Source organism: Neobacillus vireti, assembly GCF_036962345.1.
GTDB classification, from domain to species: domain Bacteria; phylum Bacillota; class Bacilli; order Bacillales; family Cytobacillaceae; genus Neobacillus; species Neobacillus vireti_A.
This window is the reverse complement of sequence record NZ_JBALNB010000004.1, coordinates 56904-77770: the sequence shown is the minus strand read 5'-3', so window position 1 is coordinate 77770 and position 20867 is coordinate 56904. Positions and strand designations below refer to the sequence as shown.

18 protein-coding genes and 2 pseudogenes are annotated in these 20867 nt (G+C 34.2%); 3 read left to right on the top strand and 17 right to left on the bottom strand.

Annotated elements, in window-relative coordinates:
- The 11 genes and pseudogenes from V7108_RS02835 to V7108_RS02785 form a co-directional block, all read right to left on the bottom strand.
- On the bottom strand, positions 1-267 hold the full coding sequence (locus V7108_RS02835) for a gas vesicle protein GvpG (RefSeq protein ID WP_335513852.1): 267 nt from the start codon (positions 265-267) through the stop codon (positions 1-3).
- Positions 267-1031, bottom strand: coding sequence for a GvpL/GvpF family gas vesicle protein (locus tag V7108_RS02830; RefSeq protein ID WP_335513854.1), 765 nt, complete (start codon positions 1029-1031; stop codon positions 267-269). The genes V7108_RS02835 and V7108_RS02830 overlap by 1 nt, the downstream gene beginning before the upstream one ends.
- An 18-nt stretch (positions 1032-1049) precedes the next feature.
- The gene (gene gvpN / locus V7108_RS02825) at positions 1050-1967 is read right to left on the bottom strand and encodes a gas vesicle protein GvpN (protein ID WP_335513856.1); all 918 of its coding nucleotides are present in this window, start codon (positions 1965-1967) and stop codon (positions 1050-1052) included.
- A gap of 33 nt (positions 1968-2000) precedes the next feature.
- Complete coding sequence (gene gvpO / locus V7108_RS02820) at positions 2001-2258, bottom strand: gas vesicle protein GvpO (protein ID WP_335513857.1); 258 nt, start codon at positions 2256-2258, stop codon at positions 2001-2003.
- A gap of 68 nt (positions 2259-2326) precedes the next feature.
- Positions 2327-2587, bottom strand: a complete 261-nt coding sequence (gene gvpJ / locus V7108_RS02815; protein ID WP_335513859.1) for a gas vesicle protein GvpJ — start codon at positions 2585-2587, stop codon at positions 2327-2329.
- An 83-nt stretch (positions 2588-2670) separates the two neighbouring features.
- Positions 2671-3111: a gas vesicle protein GvpQ gene (gvpQ, locus tag V7108_RS02810; RefSeq protein WP_335567331.1), complete on the bottom strand. Its 441-nt coding sequence runs from the start codon at positions 3109-3111 to the stop codon at positions 2671-2673.
- A gap of 36 nt (positions 3112-3147) precedes the next feature.
- A complete protein-coding gene (locus V7108_RS02805) occupies positions 3148-3624 on the bottom strand; it encodes a gas vesicle protein GvpP (protein ID WP_335513863.1) in 477 nt (158 codons plus the stop codon).
- Positions 3625-3988: 364 nt separating this feature from the next.
- Positions 3989-4156, bottom strand: a pseudogene (locus V7108_RS02800) (transposase); the annotation flags it as partial.
- A 387-nt stretch (positions 4157-4543) separates the two neighbouring features.
- Positions 4544-6223: a M4 family metallopeptidase gene (locus tag V7108_RS02795; protein ID WP_335567330.1), complete on the bottom strand. Its 1680-nt coding sequence runs from the start codon at positions 6221-6223 to the stop codon at positions 4544-4546.
- 543 nt (positions 6224-6766) lie between these two features.
- A complete protein-coding gene (locus tag V7108_RS02790; RefSeq protein ID WP_335509163.1) occupies positions 6767-6886 on the bottom strand; it encodes a GNAT family N-acetyltransferase in 120 nt (39 codons plus the stop codon).
- A gap of 630 nt (positions 6887-7516) precedes the next feature.
- Positions 7517-8368, bottom strand: coding sequence for a helix-turn-helix domain-containing protein (locus V7108_RS02785; RefSeq protein WP_335509161.1), 852 nt, complete (start codon positions 8366-8368; stop codon positions 7517-7519).
- A gap of 463 nt (positions 8369-8831) precedes the next feature.
- Between V7108_RS02785 and V7108_RS02780 the strand changes: the two genes are divergently transcribed.
- Both V7108_RS02780 and V7108_RS02775 read left to right on the top strand, forming a co-directional pair.
- Complete coding sequence (locus tag V7108_RS02780) at positions 8832-9020, top strand: zinc-ribbon domain-containing protein (RefSeq protein WP_335509159.1); 189 nt, start codon at positions 8832-8834, stop codon at positions 9018-9020.
- A 60-nt stretch (positions 9021-9080) separates the two neighbouring features.
- Positions 9081-10808 (top strand): zinc-ribbon domain-containing protein, encoded by a 1728-nt coding sequence (locus V7108_RS02775; RefSeq protein WP_335509157.1) that lies wholly within the window; start codon positions 9081-9083, stop codon positions 10806-10808.
- A gap of 125 nt (positions 10809-10933) precedes the next feature.
- Here the strand turns inward: V7108_RS02775 and V7108_RS02770 are convergent.
- Positions 10934-11233 (bottom strand): annotated as a pseudogene (locus V7108_RS02770) (transposase); the annotation flags it as partial.
- A gap of 213 nt (positions 11234-11446) precedes the next feature.
- On the opposite strand from V7108_RS02770, the gene V7108_RS02765 reads away from it, so the two are divergent.
- Positions 11447-13168 carry a DUF4209 domain-containing protein gene (locus V7108_RS02765; protein ID WP_335567329.1) on the top strand — a complete coding sequence of 574 codons (1722 nt, stop codon included), beginning with the start codon at positions 11447-11449 and terminating at the stop codon, positions 13166-13168.
- A 461-nt stretch (positions 13169-13629) separates the two neighbouring features.
- Here V7108_RS02765 and V7108_RS02760 read toward each other — a convergent pair whose 3' ends face one another.
- The 5 genes from V7108_RS02760 to rlmD all read right to left on the bottom strand — a co-directional run bounded on the left by V7108_RS02760 (position 13630) and on the right by rlmD (position 20840).
- Positions 13630-13917: an SHOCT domain-containing protein gene (locus V7108_RS02760; protein WP_335513865.1), complete on the bottom strand. Its 288-nt coding sequence runs from the start codon at positions 13915-13917 to the stop codon at positions 13630-13632.
- Positions 13918-14157: 240 nt separating this feature from the next.
- Entirely contained in the window at positions 14158-16983 is a 2826-nt protein-coding gene (locus V7108_RS02755) for an AAA family ATPase (RefSeq protein ID WP_335567328.1), read from the bottom strand.
- Positions 16980-17543, bottom strand: coding sequence for an ABC-three component system middle component 1 (locus tag V7108_RS02750; RefSeq protein ID WP_335567327.1), 564 nt, complete (start codon positions 17541-17543; stop codon positions 16980-16982). Before V7108_RS02750 ends, V7108_RS02755 begins: the two co-directional genes overlap by 4 nt.
- Positions 17536-19062, bottom strand: a complete 1527-nt coding sequence (locus tag V7108_RS02745; protein WP_335567326.1) for an ABC-three component system protein — start codon at positions 19060-19062, stop codon at positions 17536-17538. The genes V7108_RS02750 and V7108_RS02745 overlap by 8 nt, the downstream gene beginning before the upstream one ends.
- Before the next feature lie 410 nt (positions 19063-19472).
- Positions 19473-20840 carry a 23S rRNA (uracil(1939)-C(5))-methyltransferase RlmD gene (rlmD, locus tag V7108_RS02740; RefSeq protein WP_335567325.1) on the bottom strand — a complete coding sequence of 456 codons (1368 nt, stop codon included), beginning with the start codon at positions 20838-20840 and terminating at the stop codon, positions 19473-19475.
- Between the last annotated feature and the right edge of the window lie 27 nt (positions 20841-20867).

Genomic DNA, 20867 nt, shown 5'->3' with positions numbered 1-20867 from the left:
TTACGTCCCACCTTCTTTCCTCTTTGTCATCTGTTCCCATTGTTCCATTTCCATTCGTTTGGCAACTTCATATCTGAAGAGCAGCCCTTCTTCCATCGCTTTATAAGCTTCTTCAGGAATGTCACCAAGCTCATGCATCATTTGCAGTTGAATCAGCTTTTGTTGAATGGTAGGAAGGTCATACAGCTCTTTTTCCACCTCTTCTTTTACCTTTTCTCCTATTTTTATCACGAGGTTAATCGGTGCTGAAACCAACTTGTGCAGCATCAGACATCGACGGTTAATCTGATATTCACAAAGTTATAGGCCGGCCATGGGCCGCTATAGCTGAATTCAACCTTATCTTTCCATTTGTCATGTGCCTCATTAACTTTTTGGTCAAACTCGGCTTCTTTGTCCCGTTCAACCAGAAAGGATGCATTTAAAAGCATTTTTTCACTTGTCGGCTCATTTGATTTGGAAGCAACAGCCAGCTCCCTTAAGGGCTCCATTACATCTTGTTTTACTTCGTGACTTAAAGAGGAAACCATTTTTTGGGCTGCACCGCCTAATTGAATCCGGTCATAATAGCTTGCCGCTTCTGTTTTCCCTTGGATTGCTTTCGCCATCTTCTCCATTTTTGCGTTTCCATTCACCTGTGACTGGAGCCACTCTTTTCTTCCAATCACTTTCAATCCCAATTCAACTTTCCCTTTTATTTCAGGAAAAAGTTTTTCAAATTGCGGATAAAGATTCTCGAGCAGTACACCTACATCTTCTTTGGAGTGAAACACATTACCAAAGCTTACTGGTATGACGGTGTCGTTCCTCTTCATTACTTGCGAAACCGCATTTTGGTGCATCATCAAATTGTCTTTTTTCGGATGATAAATTTTCATTGGTACTTCAGCAGCAACCATTGCGGCATCTTTATACCGAATCGTAAATAGTTCTCTTTTTTCACCTTCCACTTCGATGATCCCAAAGTTCTCATCCGACTTTATCTGTATTCCGCAAAAGATATAAATACCCATTTGTTCTTCTTGGCCCATGGTAAAAACACTCCTTTACTACTCTTTAACCTTGATATTTCGACACGCATTATTAATCGCTTTTTCTGCTTCTTTTATTGGATCTCCTGTTTCGATACACCGGCTGATTTGGTGGCCCAATATATCCATACAGAGACGATGAAAAGCATGGTCTTCCCCATCTATTGGTATTTGCTGCTGGACTGCCAATTGGGCAATCATTAAAGATGCCCTTAGACTCGGCCCGCTATCACCCTTGTATTTCTTGCGTAATTCAGCTACTAGTGTTGTAATCGCGATGGCATCATTCTTATCGATATTCACTTTTTCTGACACGATGGCTGCCTCGCGGTCACGGTCTTTATGATCGATATAGATGGTAATCAGCCGATCAAGCAACGCATCCTGAGTTTGATAGACTCCTGCATATTCCTCTGGATTGCTGGTAAAGATCACCGCAAAGTCCGGATGAACCCTTATAAAGGGTTCCGTCATTTTTGTCCCGTATAACGGAAGGATTCCTTCTTCTAGAATGGATAAAAAGATATTGTTGGTGGCGGGCTTTGAACGAGTAAATTCATCATAAATCAGTGTGTATCCATTCTTGACTGCCTCAAGCAGCCGACCGTCCCTCCATGTTTCTGTCATACTCTCGTCTCTTTTGTAAACAGAACGAACATAGTTATCGACCACTTTTTTACTCGTATATCCAGTAAAATCACCAATTAAATCTTTATTGTTCAATTCGTGGTTCCCGTGGATGAGCATGGTCGGTTTCTTTCTTCTTTTGGCAAGGGCGAGGGCAAGTGAAGTTTTCCCAGCTCCCGAAGGACCTGTAAAATGAATAGGGTAGCCGGCTTTCATGTATTGTAATGAGCGGGAGAGTAAGTTTTCCATATTTTCGTCTTGCACCATTGTTCTAGCATTCTTATTGATCTTCTTTTTTAAGACCGTCACACTTCTTCCTCCTACTCCAACGTCCTGCACCTTTTAATTAATGGAGCTTCTGTAACGGATATCCCGTCTTGTATAGGATGTTATTTCTTTATTCGGGTTTACATGAACCTCGTAGACACCAATCATTTCGTCTTTTGCATACTTTTTCATATATTCTTTTTCTTCAATGACTTCGACCGTGAGCTTCCAGCCATTGTTTTCACCTTCCTCTATTGCGGTTATCTTATGTACTGGGGCGACGAATTCATTGAAGAAGCCTGTAACATTGGCAATGATTTTTTTGATTTCCATTTGGTGGCCTCCCGCATAAGGATGGCAGCCAAGGCTCTTCTGAACCCTGGCATTGCCCTGTTTCCTTACTAAATACTAAAGCGTGCATTTCTTTCATTTGATTGTGATGGAAGACCGTTTTCTTCCACTTCATCTGAAAGTAAACCGACCGCCTCGGCATAACGAAGCCATGTATCAACACTAGCAATAACAACCCTTGCTTCTACTGTTAAAATTTCAATACCCACAACCGACACCCTTACGAATGCATCGATTACAATTCCTTTATCCAAAATGCGGTCAATTACCTCAGCCAGACTAGAACTATCCGTACTCTTTTGAACTGCCATTCTTTGCATCTCCTTTCAGGTGACAGGCACCATTTTCTGAAAATCGGTGCCTGTCACCAATTAAAAAAGCTGTCTTATTAATGTTAGGATTTGATTTTTTCATAGCTTTTGATTCTAGTAGCACCCTTTATATCCTTGGATGTTTTGATATTACTGACGCCTTTAATATGGTTTGCACCCTTAACTTTTCTTTTATGGTCATGTTTATGGGATGATGAAACCTTTTCTTGAAGTCCTTTCCCAGCTTCCGCCACTTTCCCAAGCTTCTCCCGGGCATTCAGTAATAAATCCTGAGTTTTTTCTTTTGCTTCAATCGCTTGATCGTGGACTTTGTCAGCAAATTTCTCTTGGCCGTTCTCCAGCTTTTCTGTAAATCTATTAGCTTTATCCTGAACATGCTCGACTACCATCTCTTTTCCCTTGTCGACAACGAAATCTTTTACCTTTTCTTTTATTGGCTTCGGAGTATGTTCAATTGCCTCTTTGATAATCTTCTGAGCTGCCTTTTTAGCACGCTTACCCATCAGTCACCTCCTTCGAATCATCGAAAAGGCTTCACATTACTTTACTTCCATGAGGTCATTTAACATTTTTTCTATTCTCTCAAGACGCTCATTTAGATTCCTGTTTTCTTCCTTGATTTTTTCATAGTTTACCGCATGGCCATTCTTTTCTTTTGAATCATTTATTTCGCTGCTGCTTCTTTCCTTTTTAGTAGAGAGCAATCCAGATTCAATCGTATTGATGCAGCCCTCCGCTAATTGCCTGATACTGTTTTGCACCTGGCCGGTTAGAAGCTTATGGGCTGTTTTTTTAAATTCATGGCTTGCCACTTTTACTAATTCAGACTCTCCTAAAGTCTCCATAACCTTCTTGGTCGTTTTAGAATTAACTAGCAGACCCATCCCTGCTCCCAGAGAGCCTCCTATGATCGCCCGGTTGATCGAACAATTCGGGCTATTCTTTTTTTCCTCTGTTTGCATATTTTCATCACATATTTTTTTTTCTTCCGCTTGTACATTATGTTTGTTTTCCATATTTTCTTTATTAATCTCCTCTCTTCTGTTTTTCCATTGTAGAGGTTACTTGGACATTTTTATCTTGTAGGTTTGGTCTGTATATTCCTTTTGAACACGAAACCAAACTGGTATTAATAACCAAAACGTTCTCTTACTATGCGGTTTAGCAATCCTTTAATACTCATGTAATACTAAAAGACCTTACCTGTTGGGTTTACGAAAACTTTCTATCTTTTTTTACATTCTTGTTACTAACTTTAAAAATAAAAAAAGAGCAAAGAATTCTTTGCTCTCAGATTGTTGAAAAACTATTTCGTCGATGAAATCCCTGCGAACTTTCACACGAATTTATTGATTGTTTTAAATTGATTCACTTATAATTTTATATGTGGTGTAGGCCAATTTTCTGTAATGAGCGGAGTTTGGTACACTTTTTCAAGTTCTGTATGATGGCTGTCATCAAACCTTGCGTCTTTACTTTTTGGACTCCACGGTAACGCACGTAGCGTAATCCGTGGAGTTCTTTACTATGCGCGAAACATAATTCGATCGTTGCTGGTCAAGATAAAACTTCCGATTCTGTTCAACTTGTTGAGGAGTATAAGTGAAAAGCATAAAAAAACCTCCTCTTTTAATTCACTTCGAGGAGATTTTATAAAATTTTCCATACTTTATCTATTGAAAAAAAGACTTTTTCAACAGAGTAAAGGCTCAATCCTAATAAGATTGAGCCTAATTTATCTAGTTCTTATTTTAATGCCAATTGCGCCATGCACTCAACGTGTCCAGAGTGTATGTGGCAGCACATGGGATGCTGGAGGGATTATAAACATAGACCCCCCCCAAACTCTTAGTCTGGGGGAACATAAAACGCACTTCAATATTCTTCTAAAATCCGCTAAAAATATTGATTCCTGCGGGCAGACCAATTATATACTTAGTAAATTCCCACCGAATCAAATCCCGCAGCAGCTGCAGCCTCTTCCTCGCTGCCTTCACCATAAATATCAATTGCAGACTGAACAATAGCCTTACGAGCGTCACTAAAATCGGAATTTGGCGTTAAATAAACGCTAATTGCACGATAGTAGATTTGTCCTAACTTGTGCCTTCCAATTTCTTGACCAATCAAGTATGCAGCGTGGTTTGTAATCGAGGAGTTAACATGGACGCCACCGCCATCAACAGATGTTGGCATATAATAAAATTCATCCATATGAGCCGGATAGACTCCGCCATTTGTACTATAAGCCCTTCTATCCACGTTGCTGACGACAACACTGTTTGGATTACTTAAGCTGCGCAATCTTGTAACACCGTCAGCTTTAGCAGCTGGTGCCATAATTTCCTCGCCCATTTCCCAATCATCATCATCAACGAGTGCACCAAAGACGTCTGCAAATGATTCGTTTAGTGCTCCAGATTGATTGCGGTAAACTAAATTTGCTGTATGAGTGATGACGCCATGAGTCATTTCGTGGGCAGCAACGTCAAGACCGGCTGATAGTGAAATAAAGAACTCACCGTCACCATCCCCATAGGTCATCCAACGTCCATTCCAGGAGGCATTGTTGTAATTATTGCCATAGTGGACCTTAGAAATGATTGCCATGCCTTCACCGTCAAGGGAATTTCGGCCATGCTCATTAAGGTAATAATCATATACCTTTTCCGAATTATAGTGTGCATCGACAAGAGCCCGATCATAATCTCCGATAAATGCAGCAGAATTCCCCACATATAGAGTATCATTACTGGAACTATTATCATTTTTAGCATCATACGTAAGTATTCCATCAAGACCATTATGAGAGTAATCAGCTAACGCAAACTGAGTTCCAGATTTAGGCTCCTTCACTTGGGTAATATGTATATCCCTGTGAGCACCATGCACCCCTTTTCCAGCACCTTTTTGTGTTTTCATTTCATCAGCATGCATTAAACCATTATACTTATCGATGATTTCTCCTGTGTTTGCATCCACAAAGACAAACCAGTTTCCAGGCTCATCCCCCATGAAGTTAACATTCACTTTATAAGCTGTATAATTATCCCCTTCAAAAGGATAGACAACAAGCTCAGAAGTTGGCTCATATGTCAGCTCTTCGGGAGCATTGACAGAGGATAATGCCGCCTTTAGTGCAGCATCACTACTTAAAGAGGCAGTCGTGTCAACTGCATCATCGGCAATCGTCTGATTGATTCTTCCGTTGACGGATACTACTTCATTATTCTTATTAAAATGAACAATAATTTCGGATCCCTCTACGTCAACTCCATTAATTGACTGATTGAAGCGGACATGAGTCATACCCAGTTTATCTATTTGTGTATCTTTCAATTTTAGTTTTTTGTCCGGATTTTCAATTCCGGTTTTACCTTCGTTTTTCTTCAAATAATTCAGTGCATTGGAAGGATTGCTAGAAGAGAATTTCTCTGCCATTCGTTCCTTCACAAATATAGGAACACTTGCCTTCTCATTCCATTTCTTAGATGCTTGTACACTATTAGCCACCTTCGAATCAATCGGGTTCGCAAATACAATACTAGCTGGGATAGAACCTACCAACAACGCCGACGACAGAACTACAGGAACAATAAACTTCTTCTTCAACATTTGATACCCCCTATTATTATCAGTCGGTTTTATTATAGATTAATAAATATTAATTTACATGAATAATTTGAATTGTTTAAATTTTTAAAAATCAGCCATTAAAGCCCAGATGCTATTTTATGGTAGTTACAATTGACCACTTAACATGGCGATAAAATTAATAATACTTCTAAATTTATTGGATTTTCTATACTTTTGTTGTAGTTAATTTAAACTAATTATAAAAGGTAGGATCCTAGCTAGTTAATTTGGAATATGCATTATAATAGGTAGAATGATAGTCGATTTGACACGGAAGCTCTGCGGGCTTGATGCACGGCCATGCCGCCAGGTTTTAGGAGAGTTATCGACATTGGGGTCAGTCCCAAGAAAAAAAGTGCCAGACACCTTCCAATTTAGTTGATTTTCTTCAAATTAATGGAGTATTCGAAATGAAAATCGAATACTCTTATTTTTTCCAATGGAGAATAAGTAATAATCGCCCCCACTTCTTAATTTCGTATGTTAATTATTGATCATTTTCATTAATAATTCCGTAATATACTAAATCCCATATTTACTGTCTTTTATGACATGTTCATTTAAAATTCCCTCTTTTTTCATACCAATCTTCTCCATAACCTTCCTTGAAGCAAGGTTCGATGGAAAATTTCGTGCAAACACTATGTGCAGTTTCTTTTCTTCAAAAGCAAATCGTCACAACCGCTGCCGCACCGGGTGTTTGAAATAATCTAAGGACGAGCCTTTCTGTCGTGATCAGTAATTTGTCACTGACATATCCCATTCAATCGAATTCCTTTTCCTACAAAATGCAAATCCTGCCCTTTTCTTAACGAAGGCAACTTGTTTTACTTTGATTATAGATAAGTATTCTATTTTTCAAAAACCTTGTTAGGCTATCATTTTTCTTAATGGAACAGTTAAATGCGGTGTCTGCCACGTCCCGAAGTTCCGCGGAATATGGCAAATTAAAAACTAATAAATTTCTCCTTTTTCAAATTCAAACAGCCCAGTCCTACGACTGGGCATTATTATTACATTATTTTAAAATCAGTTGCGAAACACATTCAACGTGGCTTGAGTGGTGATCGCAGACATATTGATGTAGTGGTGTTTACCTAATGGGATATTTAATGTATTTTTTTCTTATTGAAAAGTTCTCCACAAATTAACGGTTTTTTCTTTCGGACACCCTAATGTAAATAATCATTCTCCACACATTATAAATTTACTTTAAGAATTTATGTTTACACTTTATAACAGGAATCTCTTTAACAGGAAATTATTATTTAATTATAGTGAAATTAAAATCTTTACTACCTTACCCCTTATTTCTATTTCCTTTTCATTAACAATAATTGGTTCAAAATTGGGATTGTCTGAGTAGACAATAACTTCACCACTTGGTGTTTTTTTTATTTTTCTAATGATAGCATCCTTTCCAAATATATTTACCAATACAATGTCTCCATTTTTGATCCTCACCTCGCTATTGATCAACAATTTATCCCCTTTTAAAATACGGGCTGTCCTCATAGAGTCATCACTAACAATGAAATAAAACAATTTCCCATTAGATTTATCTTCATATATGCATTCTTCAACAAATTCACTAGAAATAAGTTCTCCCGCTGAAGTTACCTTTGTATACACTGGGACCTTATTTTTTGACGGGTCATTCGATGTCTCACTTCTTAATTGCTCTCCATCCAAAAGTGAATTCTTTATTAGTGATGATGCTTCAGTTTCCCCTATATATTTAAAGCGAAATTTAAAAACATCGTTCAACCTCTTTTTTAATTTAAATTCATCTTCCTCTGGAAATGCCCATTTTAGTGCTTCAGCCAATTCTACCCGTTTATACTCATCATTGTCTGATAGGCTGGCAGCTAACAGCATTTCTGGTATTATTCCCAGTATCTTCGCTAAAACGAGAGAAACCTTGTAAGAAGGCGGCGGCATTTTTCCGTTTTTTAATTTACTTAAATAGGAAACCGTAATCCTTTGACCACTCTTTTCAGTTAAATTTGCTATTTCAGTTAGTGAAAGATTTCTTTGTGAGATATTACTCTCCAAAAAATGATCATAGACAATCCTTTGCCTATCATCTAAAACATTAAATTCTTCTTTTTCAAATGTTTCCATATCGAATACTCCCTTTCATTAAAATTATATTTCTTGTTGATTAATTAGTCAAAAAACCAATTAACTTTATTGACTGATTAATCAAAAGGACGTATTATATAAATAAGTTTTTACTAATTAGTCAAAAGAGGAGGAGTGAGTTTGTTTAACAATGAGTTAACTCAAAGGATTAAAAGTATACAAGCCAGCAGGCAACTTCTAAAAGAATCAAATTTAAAGATTGATGATCTTTCATATCACTGGGAACAAATAATTGTCAGTGCGAGACAAGAGAGGACAAAATTCAATTTATTAAGGATGCAAAGGAAATCCTTAATAATATTGCTGCAAATATCGATGTCATTAATGAAGAAAATGAATAAGTATTAAGCTCCCCTGAGTATAACTTGCCCACTTTTATAGGAGATGATTTTTTGTCGTTTCATGGGTCTATAAAAATTGTAAAAAGGAAGGATAATGATTAATGTCAGAAGCTAGTGAAAAAGATAACAGAATTGTTTTAAGGAAAACCCCTTATGAAAAATCCCTTTTGTTTAAAAATCCAACTTTAGCTTCACAATGGGATAATGAAAAAAATAAACCTCTTACTCCCGGAGATATAAATGTCTCTTTTGAAGGGAAAGTGTGGTGGCGCTGTAAAAACAATCATTAATGGAAAGCTAGTGTAAGAAATCGCCACAAAGGGAATGGTTGCCCCAAATGTAATAATGAGTTGAAAAGTAAGAGAAAGGATCATGAACCTTCTTTAGATGATACCTACCCTGAAATCGCTAAACAATGGCATCCAACTAAAAACATAGTGCCAATTCAAGATGTAAAAATAAAAAGCAACAAAAAATTTTGGTGGCGCTGTAGCAAGGGGCATGAATGGCAAACAACAGTGGCAAATCGCACAAGAAATATTGGAGGAGAATGTCCCTATTGTTCCGGATTTTATGCATCACCAGAAAATAATCTACTAGTCATTTATCCTGAGATAGCAAAGGAATGGCATGCGACTCTAAATTTGGATACCCCCCAGGATGTAACACCAAAAAGTAAACAGAAAAGATGGTGGATCTGTGATAGAGACCACGAAACATATCGCGAAGTACAAAAAAAGGTAGTTTCCAAAGCTTGCCCTGAATGTTTAAAGAAAGAAAAAACTTCATTTCCAGAATGGGTAATCTATTTTTATATCAAAATAGTGTTTCAAGATGCACAAAAAGGATATACTTTTGACAGTCATTCACAATTTCATTTAGATTGTTTGATTCCGAACATTAACCTAGCAATCGAATATGATGGTTCATTTTATCATGGTAATACAGAAAGAGACATACGAAAAGATAATTTGCTGAAAGACAAAATGCCTAATGTAACCTTAATTCGTTTTCGCGAAGAAGGCTGTCCCACTTACATCTCTCCTAATCCAAATGTTCATTTCTGGTCGGTTGAAAAAAATGAACACTCTTTAGAAAGTAACATTAAATTACTTTTCAACTGGATTGAGAAAAATACCGAAGTTACCAAACCCTTAAACATTGACATTAATATAGATAGAGACCGGACCGAGATAAGAGATTTGTCAGTTCATTGGGAGAAAGCAAATTCATTAGAGATGCAATATCCAGATATATCAACTCAGTGGCATCCTTTAAAAAATGGTTTATTCAAGCCTTCTCATGTCACAAAAGGTAGTGATGAAAAAGCCTGGTGGCAATGCCAAGAGGGCCATGCATGGCAAGCAACAGTAAGCAGTAGAGTAGCAGGGAGCGGCTGTCCATACTGTTCAAACAGGCTTATCGGATTCCATAACAATATCACCAGTACACATCCAGAAATAGCAAAGCAATGGCATCCTAAGTTGAATGGCGAAAATACCCCTGCACACTTCTCATCAGGTAACGGCAGCTATAAAGCTTGGTGGATATGCAAAAATAACTCTTCCCATGTATGGCAAGCACTTATAAGTTCCCGTATTAAGGTTAAAAGTAATTGTCCTTATTGTTCTGGTCATAAAGCAACTGAAGATAATAATTTGGCTGTAACACACCCGCAGATTGCAAAGTATTGGAATTGGGAAATGAATTCCATTACCCCATATGAGGTTAAACGGTTCAGTAATAGAAAGGTTTGGTGGCGGTGTGATGTTAATTCCAATCATATATGGGAGGCTGTGATTAGTCACCGGACAGTGAAAAGTGGTTGTCTTATTTGCACAAATAAAATTGTTTCTGACGATAATAATTTAGCCGTGACCCATCCAAAAATTGCAGGAGAATGGCACCCTTTAAAAAATGCTTCACTGACTCCAATGGATGTAACAAAGGGCAGTGATCAAAAGATATGGTGGATTTGTACTGAGGGACATGAATGGGCAACTAAGGTATATAATCGTACAAAAACTAATGGTAATAACTGTCCTAGATGTTCTAAGAAAAAGAAGTTTTCAAATTAAGTTCCCTATTAACTGATTAATAGGAATTATAAATTTTAAAAACTTGTTTTAATTTGTGAAGAACAAAATTTTTTATGATTATTAAAATGAGCCATACTTGATGTGAACCCCAAAAGAGTTTTATATTAAGCAGCTAATTGGCTGGTATGCATACGGTATTGTACCGGACTCATACCTGCCAATTTTTGCTTTATCCTCTTGTTATTATAGTAAATCATATACTCTTCAATTCTCTTTTTTAATTCCTCAAATGTGCACAGTGGTTCCCCGTAATACATTTCTTGTTTCAATAAGCCGAAAAAGTTTTCCATAGGCAAATTATCTAAACAGTTTCCTTTTCGCGACATACTCTGGAACACTTTGTTTTGCTTAAGCGTTTTTACCCATTTATTATGTTGATAATGCCATCCTTGATCAGAATGTACTGTTGTTCTAAACTTAATCATCCATATTATTTCCTCCACCTTATTAACTTTACATTTTAATTATAGGTTAAATATTCCGGGTAGCAATTCATTTAATAAATTTGTTTCTGCTAAGTGTAACTTATGATATTATAAAATGGTAATTTTTGTTATCCTCGAATACCATATTTGTATTTATTCGAATAGTTCAATAAATTTAAGGAGGAATTAGTTTTGATTGATATCGCCAAATACTTGGAGGAACTACCATTTGAAGGTTATTTTAATTATGATTCTAAAATTCGTGAATTCCAAGAAAAAGAAAATTATAAGTTTGAAGGTATGGCATTTCAGTTTTTAACTAAAAATGATATGGAAGAAGGTTATGATTACGGTATAAGTAGTTATTTTAAACCATATTATGAGTTTGCGGATTCTGTATATCCAAATCTTTCTGACATTTGTTGTGAGGCTCTCCAATATTGGCAAATAAGAAGTGAAGAATCTAACAATCCATATTTGATTGCTAGATATTCTGATTTAGTGTGGAATTTTTCAAAATTACATAGGGGTTGTATAGCAAATCCATTTGTTTATGCAATTAAAGCTATCGATAATTATCTCTTGTTTTCAAATGAGAGTATTAATCGTCGAACAGATTTAGATACAAAACACGCAATTATAAGAGCTTTAATATTAGCTAAGAGTTTAAATCAACGTGAAAAGTTAAATACAATTTTTAGAAAAATGATTGATATTGATAACGCTATGGAGGATAAATTTATCGGTCTTTGGGGGTTCTCCTATGATAAGTTGATTGGTAATAATTTAGAAATAACTTCAGAGCTTGAAGGAGAAATAATTACTTCGATACTCGAAAGAGTTGATAGACTTATCTACGATGAATTAGAAAATAAGACAGATAATTTTCATGCAATTGAGTATGGAATAAGCAAATTAACAAAATATTATTGTAAAATGGGGCAAACTAACGAGGTGTTACGATTACTAACTTTAATAGAAGATGTCATTAATAAATCCGAACAATCACATTTAAAAGAATTTAGATATAATAAATTATTAGATTTGTATCATGCTGTTCAAATACACGAAGATGATAACAGAATAATTAGGAAAATATCTGAGTCTGTACAAAATAGTATCGAGAGAATGAAAGAGACCTCTATAACGCAGTCAATAGATAGAGAAAAATATGAGATTTATATAAATAATTTTTATACACAAGACTTAGAGTTGGATTTAAGAATGTTAGCATTGAGATTTATTCCTAGTATAGATGATAATTTAAGAATGATTGAAGAAAGAAGAAAAAAAGGAATTGGTCTACTGAGTGAGTTAGTTTCACATGTAAAAATTAATAAAGATGGTATGCCTATCACTACGTTAGATTTATCTAATGAGTATGATAGTTTAGCAAATCAATTTGAAATAACTATTGGAGTACAGTCTTCATTTTTCAATGACATATTTAATAAACTAATCCAAGAGTATAATTTAAATGAAATAAATCTTGGTGGTATTCTATCTACATCACCCATTTTAATTGAAGAGAATCATTCTATTCTATATTCTGGATTAAAAAGTTACTTTAATGAGGAATATATTTCTTTTATCCATATCATGATTCCTTATATTGAATCTACTTTAAGAAATGTAATACATCTAACTGGTGATAGTATCTACAAATTAAATAAAAATGGTGGATATGATGCAATTCTTTTAGGGGATATTTTGGCAAAAGACTACTTAGAAAATATTATTAATAAAGACATTGTATATTATTTAAAGTTCATATATAACGATAAAAAAGGATATAATATTAGAAATATAGTTGCTCATGGTTTAGCACATCCTAGTATTTTTAATAAAGCAAATGCTGACTTAGTTATGCACACACTTTTAATATTCTTCTTATTTAATAAAACAGAGAATTAATACTAGTAATATTGAATAAACCTTAAATTAGCGTGGCGTTAATCCGAGTAGTATAAACTTTTTTATTAAAGTTATTCTACTAATATATCTAGCTTCATTATTAGCATTAAAGAGGATGGCACACCCATTATTCACTATCTTTTTACCACTCCGAAATTAAGACTTTTGAAAGAAGAAGTGGGAAAACTTTAATTTTCCCCGCTTCTTCCACATGTCCAGAGTGTATGTGGCAACACATGGGATTTTGATGAGTATTATATATGAATAATATATTGTATAAAATCTACATATTTAAAAGAATATTTATTAATTCATCAAGTCATTTAGCTTCACACCTAAGGTCATGAAAAACCGACAAAGGATGTTATTGAAGTAACAACTATTTCATGTAAAAGCATCAGTACTGATATGCATCGACAATTTCTTGTTGTGCCCTTTTTAATCTAATCTGTGACGCATTATTACAGCCCCATGATTTCTTTCTTTTTAGCATCAAACTCTTCCTTTGTTAAAACACCCATATCAACCAGTTCTTTTAGCTTTTTTAATGTTTCGATCTGCTCGTCGAAAGACATTGAAGAACTTGGCGTTGAAGCTGGCTGGCCTTGAGGTCCAATATTCTGGGCCATATTCATTCCAAAGAGCATACCTCCGCCGTTTCCAAGTCCATTATCTTGAATACCCTGAGCAATTTTTTGCTGTGCAGCAATATTGGATGCTCTCTGTGAAACATCTTCATAGGCTCTCATATTCATCTTGTTTGCAGAGAACTGGTTAACAAGCTCTCTAGATAACAGGAACTAAGTTAGTAGAATTGTGGTTGAACTATAATAACCCTGTATCTAATGAAACGTTAACGATAAAGCCTATTACTAATCAATCAAATAAATTAGAAACTCCAATTTAAAATCTAACCCTAACCTAAGAATGGTTAGGGTTTTCATTTAATTGCTCCTTCCTAAAATGGGTAGTTATATTCATCAAATGCACTAAATGCTGGAAATTAATTCCTTGAAATTCTCTATCCTTTTTCCAGTGTTAATTTTAATTAGATTACTATCTCCCAATTTTTTTTCATTTATTTTACCGAAAATAGGACCTGCTTCGCTATATCCACTGAATCTAATAATCGCTACATCGAATAATTGAAATTTCTTTTGCATCAGTTCAAAGAATGAGGAATCATGTGTAGAAATGATAAGTTGCTTATTATACCCTTCTTGATCAGTTAGTTGTCTTAGAAAATCAATGTACGCTAATGAATTTAAACTATCCATGCTCTGTATTGGATCATCCATTGCTACAATATTTAAACTACACCATTCTTGTGTAATTGCCATTGATAAAAATAGCGACAGAGCTATTGTATTAATTTGAGCAGCGCTATAAATATAAGTTGGATTTGCTTCGACTTCGTTATCTGATAATACGTTAAGTAATAATTTAAACGTCCCATATCTTTTTTCTTTCTTAAAGTTTACCTTATTAAATATCGGATGAGAATTTAATTTACTATATATTTTTTGAACTACCTCAAACAACTCTTCAATAGCTTTTTGATTAAGTGTTTCTATTGCTGAAGGTACCTTTTTACTAGCTTCCTCAAGAATGGATATTTTTTGATTTATATCTTGTTTCTGATTCTCAAGTACTGAAAGTGCCTTTTCCTCTTTTTCATATTCGTTTGTTTTTATTCTTAGTAATTGTTGAATTTTAAGACTTTCTATGTCTGCAATTAGATTACCTAATAATGTAGTCTTCTCATCTATAATTTTCTGCTTATTCCTGTAACTATTGAATTGACTCTCTACAAACTCACTCACCGTTTCTGGCTCATAACTTTCTTTCTGATAACTTACTTCATTTAGTCGTAATCTATACCCTTCCAAAAAAATGTTATTAATTTCTATTTTCTGGTTTAAACCCCTTACAATTTCATTATTCAGTTCATTTTGAAGAAGAACACTTTCTTTGAGCATATTATCTTTTAGGTTTTGAGTAGTATTTATTACTGTTTCTAAATCCTCTATACTATTTAATTCTAATTGGTATTCATCTATTAACCTTTGATATTTACTATCATTCTCTTCAATTACAAAAATTGTCTGTATCAAATTATTAAGACTTTTATATAAATTAGTTAACTTATTTCTTTGTTCATCAATACTTTCTGATACCTTTTCAATCTCTAGTCTAATTTGATTTAGATCTTCTTTGTATTTTTCTTGTATTTTGCTTATTTGTAATTTACATTGATCATACTCGTCAACAGATTTATTCAACGCTTCCTGAGCATGAGGAATATCAACATTAACTTCCTTTTGTGCTTTTTGAGTGTAATCAATCAAATATTCAGATGTAATTTCTTTATTACCACAGACCGGACAATTATCTAATTTATCAATTGATTGAACATACTCTATGACATGTCTAAGTAGAGTGCTATATCTATTATTTATCCTCTCTAAATTTTTTAACCATACTTCGTTCTCATCTTTTTTCCTTTTGATTTCCTTCAGTTCATTTTCTTTATTTTTTATATCTAACAAATTTGTTTCGACTCTAATCAATTGGTTAAAAAATTTATCTTTTAAATTAGTATTACTTATTTCATTAGTTACTAATCTTCTAAAACTTTCAAAGTTATTACTATTGATGGATTTATCTAAAGTAAAATTTATAGAAGAAACAAAAATATCAAGACTTTTAATATATTTCTCTAAAGCACTTATTTCCTGCTTTATATCATTTTTATTGTTAATCTTATTATCATAATCCTTTGTACCTTCTATAAAATCCTTATAATTTTCTTTCATCCATTTAAAGTCTAATAATTTTGCATTAAATTGTATCAATTTATTAACAATCTTTAGCTGGTTCCTATCAATAGATAAGCTTTCATATTTCTGTTTATATTTATGTAGGTCATTTCTTAATAATTCCAATGTTTCATAGTTTTGATTCAGTTCATTTCTCTCTTTAAATAAATTACTATTATCTTTATGTATCATTTGAAGTAATGTATCAACATTATCATCTAAATTCAAATGTTGAGAAAATAATTGATTATACTTAAGAAGAAGTTCTTGTGTCTCATTATAATTATATTGTTTGGCTTTATCTTTTAATTTATTGATTTCATTACTAATAGTTTCTTTTTTCACCTTAACTTCTATAATTACATCGTCAATATCATCAATTTCACTTTTAAAAATATTTTGTGCATCCTTAAATTTATTCTTATAAGAATTATATTGTTCTGTGCCAAGAATAGTTGAAAGAGCATCATACCGCTCACCCTCTTTAGCACCCTTAAGAAAATGATTCATTTTCTCTTGACTAGAGTAATGTGTTAAATTAAAAATATTACCTAAATTCTCCTGGTTTATTTTATCTAACCATTCACTATTGATTATTTTGTTATTGATATACCCTTGTGCTGCGTTTCCTAATAAACAAACCTCTCCTGAAACCTCAACGCCTAAGATACTTCTCCCATAATCAGTTTTAGAGTCATCTTTAATACCTTTCCTGGTAATTATAAGTTCCTGCTCTTCATCCGCTAATACTATCTGAACAAATGGTGGCTTGCTTGAAAAAGTATTTCCTACAAATTTAGAACGATTTCTCTCATCAGTAGGAGCATCATAGCGATTTATTTTTCCTGTAAGGCTCCATTCGATTGAATCAAAAAACGATGTTTTTCCATGCCCATTTGGACCATAAATTAGTATTAATTGGGCATCATTAATTAAAAAGTCTCTTTTCTCATTAAAACCTCTAAAACTCTCAATTACTATACGTTTTATCTTCATTTAACTACACCCTTATTTTGTTTTAATAATTGATAAATTTCTTCAGAGCCAAACTTATCACCATTAACAAAAAAATCTGATCCGAACATTTCCCTAGCTTGATCCGATAATAGATTCTTTAAACTTTCCAAAAACATATCTTCTTGATGGATAATAACATCTGTTTCTGTTTCTCTATTTTTATTTTTCATATTATCAAACATAAAAGGTAGTCTATGAAGTTCTACTTCATTGTTGGAAATAACTATTTTTTTAAAAAACTTCCGATCATTTTCAATTACTTTTCTCGATAATGGAGAAATATTACTATTTACTATTAAAATCAAGTATATGTCCCATCTTAAGTTATCGAGATGCTCGGATAATTTTGCTTGAACCTTAGTAGAAAGTTCATACGAACAATCTTCCCATTTCTGGATTAATTCATCTTCAGTTTCAAACTCAACAAAACCATAAATTCCTTTGGGTGATGCAATAACGGAGTTTATATTTATCCATTTTTTTTCAATTTCGATTGTATCCGTTTTTTCTAATAAATACCCTTTTAATAAATCAATCACCTATTAGAACCCCCCTTAAACTATCTTGTAAAATTTGAACATTTTCTGACTCACGTAATTTCCTTATACATTTTGCACAGCATATTTTTATACTTCCAAGGTCCAAATAACTATTTTCGTCCTTAGGTACATCATCAAAAACACCAATTTTTCTAACTTTCCCGTAATCAATTAAAATCTTGGAAAAGGGAAAGTCATAACCAATCCCACATATTTCACAGAGATTCTCATTATCCAAATCTGTATTTGCATTTTCTATTATCCATCTATGATCAAAATAGTTCTTATAAGGTGTTTTTTCATATAAATTAATGCCTAGATCCATAATTATCATAGGAAAAGTATTCTTTCTCATAGAATAAATTAATTGTAACCAACCACTTTTCCCTTCTTCTATCAATTGTAAATTTGCAATATCATACGATTGTATTGACCAATTCTTTATCTTACAATTAATATAAGTTAATAATTCATATAGTTCCCCCACTCCATCATAAGAAATATTACTGTCACTTCCCCGGGGATGCTGGTACATTTTTAAAAATTTCTTTATTGAGTCAAGGTCTATACTTACTAATTTTGTATATACTTCTTCCATTGATTGTATTAATAAAGTTTTAATGCCTTCATCTATATTGCTAGTTTCAGATAAAATAGTTTCCTCCATTCCAATCTTATATTTATCAATTGCATGCTTAATTGGATTTATCTCAGTTAAATTCGGATCAAACCATTCAATTAATGATGGATACTTTTCAAACACAAAATCCGAATTGATTACACCTGCCTTAAAGTTATCGTCAATAACCCTCGCTAATAAGTTATTCCATACACTTGAAGCACTTTCTAATCCTTGAACTCGTCTTTTTGCAGTATCAAGAAATTGAATAATATTTCTTTTATCCCGGCTTACATCAGAGTTATAATCATAAGAAATCACATAAACACCTTTTAAAAATCCCCATAGCTCTTGATCCGATACACTAGAACCTTTTGCTTCTTCGACAGCATTCTTAAATGTATTAAACAACTCAGTCATATTGTTATATGCGGTAACTTTTTGAAGAAAATCAACATGATCGATACATCTGCGTGCCCTATCAAGTAAATAAGTAGTATTATTGTAAATATCCATACTAGTTGGTTCGCCCATTATTATTGCAAAAACATCATTTACCTTATTAAAAACAGCTACATTATTGTAATCTCCCCAAAAACCCTTTATTACTTCATTAAATAATGTATTATTAGTTAATCTTATTTTAAGTTTCATCTGGGCAAAGATTCTACTAGTAATTCCATTCTTAGGTTTAAAAGTAACAACCATATCATCAGTTTCAACATTTCTATATCTAGCTTGAAATGATATATTGTCAATCAAATAACCATCCTCGAATCTTTCAATACGTGCCTTTCCCCCACTAATCATTAGGCAAACAAATTCTGTTTGAACCTTATGTTCAAATGTAGTACCTCCCGCTCCTGTGGAAACTGGGCTTGGAGTTGTACTCGTACTCATATGTAATCACCAACCTATAAAAATTAGACTATTAATTAACTATTATACTATAAAATATGGTAATAAATTATTTTAGTACTACATATTGATAGTAATAAAAACCGCCCATAATCGATGTTATGAGCGGTTTTAGACATAGGAATACTGTATCTTTTACATCCTTCTTCAACTAAGCTACATCTAGTTAAAGAGCAACATATAGATAGTTCTTATTTTTTGCTATAATACTTTATAATGGATTCTTTTGGTATAGTACCATCCCAACTTTGTTTATAAGTTCTTGTAGCTTCTGGTTGTTTATTTCCTCATAGTGAAGATTGTCGATATCATCCAGCTCTTGATAATCTTTATCGTTATTCTCTACAATTCCCCTAAGAATTTCGAAAAATGGACAAGGAATGCCCTTAGTCCTATAATACTAATTTCGCGACCGCTTCAACATGTGTCGTCTGCGGAAACATATCCACCGGCTGAACTTCAACAGTTTTATATCCGCCATCTTCTAAAATCCGTAAATCTCGTGCGAGTGTGGCTGGATTACAGGATACATAGACAACTCTTTTCGGTTTCATATCGATAATGGTTTGTAAAAATGTTTCGTCACAGCCTTTACGCGGCGGGTCTACAACCAGCACATCTGCCGAATTGCCGTCTTTATACCATTTCGGGATAACAACCTCTGCTTCTCCTGCTTCGAAGTCAACATTTGTGAAACCATTTAGTGCTGCGTTCCGTTTCGCATCTTCAATCGCTTCGGGTACGACTTCTACACCGAAAACCTTCTTTGCTTTTTGGGCTAAAAATAAGGATATCGTTCCGATACCACAATAAGCGTCAATGACCGATTCTTCACCACTAAGATCTGCATATTCGAGAGCCTTGTCATAGAGAACTTTTGTTTGAACCGGATTCACTTGGTAAAAGGACAGAGCTGATATAGCAAACTTAACGTCACCAATCATGTCGTATATTACCTCATTGCCCCAAAGAACATTCGTTTTCTCACCAAGGATTACATTCGTCCGCTTTGAATTCACATTGTGTACAATCGATTTTACCCTCGGAAGCCGGGTGATAATTTCCTCTACCAATTTGTTTCTGTTAGGAATATCTGCGGTTCTAGTGATGATCACAACCATCAGCTCGCCAGTTTGCTGACCGTATCTTGCCATAATGTGGCGCAGGACACCCTTATGAGTCTCTTCCTGGTAAGCAGCTATCCCTAACTCATTGCAGATTTCCTTCACAGCCTGGATAGCTTCATTAATTTCCGGCAGCTGAATAAGACTTTCAGCGGTATCAACAATTTCATGGCTTCTTGGTTTAAAAAAGCCAGCAATCAGCTTTCCATCTTTCTCACCAACAGGAACCTGTGCCTTATTTCGATAATGCCATGGGTTTTCCATCCCTAAAATCGGGTGAACCTTCACACCCTCTAGTTTACCAATCCTGGTCAACACCTGACGCACTTGATTCTCTTTAAATTTTAACTGTCCCTCATAACTTATGTGTTCAAGCTGGCAGCCACCATATTTATGTGCCTCACTGCTGTCGATTTCCAAACGATATGGACTTTTTTCATAAAGTTCAATTAATCTTCCGAATCCGTAACCCTTATTTACTTTAATGACCTTAACCTGCGCTTTTTCTCCAGGGAGACCGTTCGGAACAAACAACGGATAGCCATCTACTTTTGCTACCCCAGCACCATCATGGGTTAAATCCTCAAACACTACATCTATATAATCATTTTTACTTACCGGAATTGTTCTTGTCATTGTCTACTTCCTTTTCACCGTTTTGAC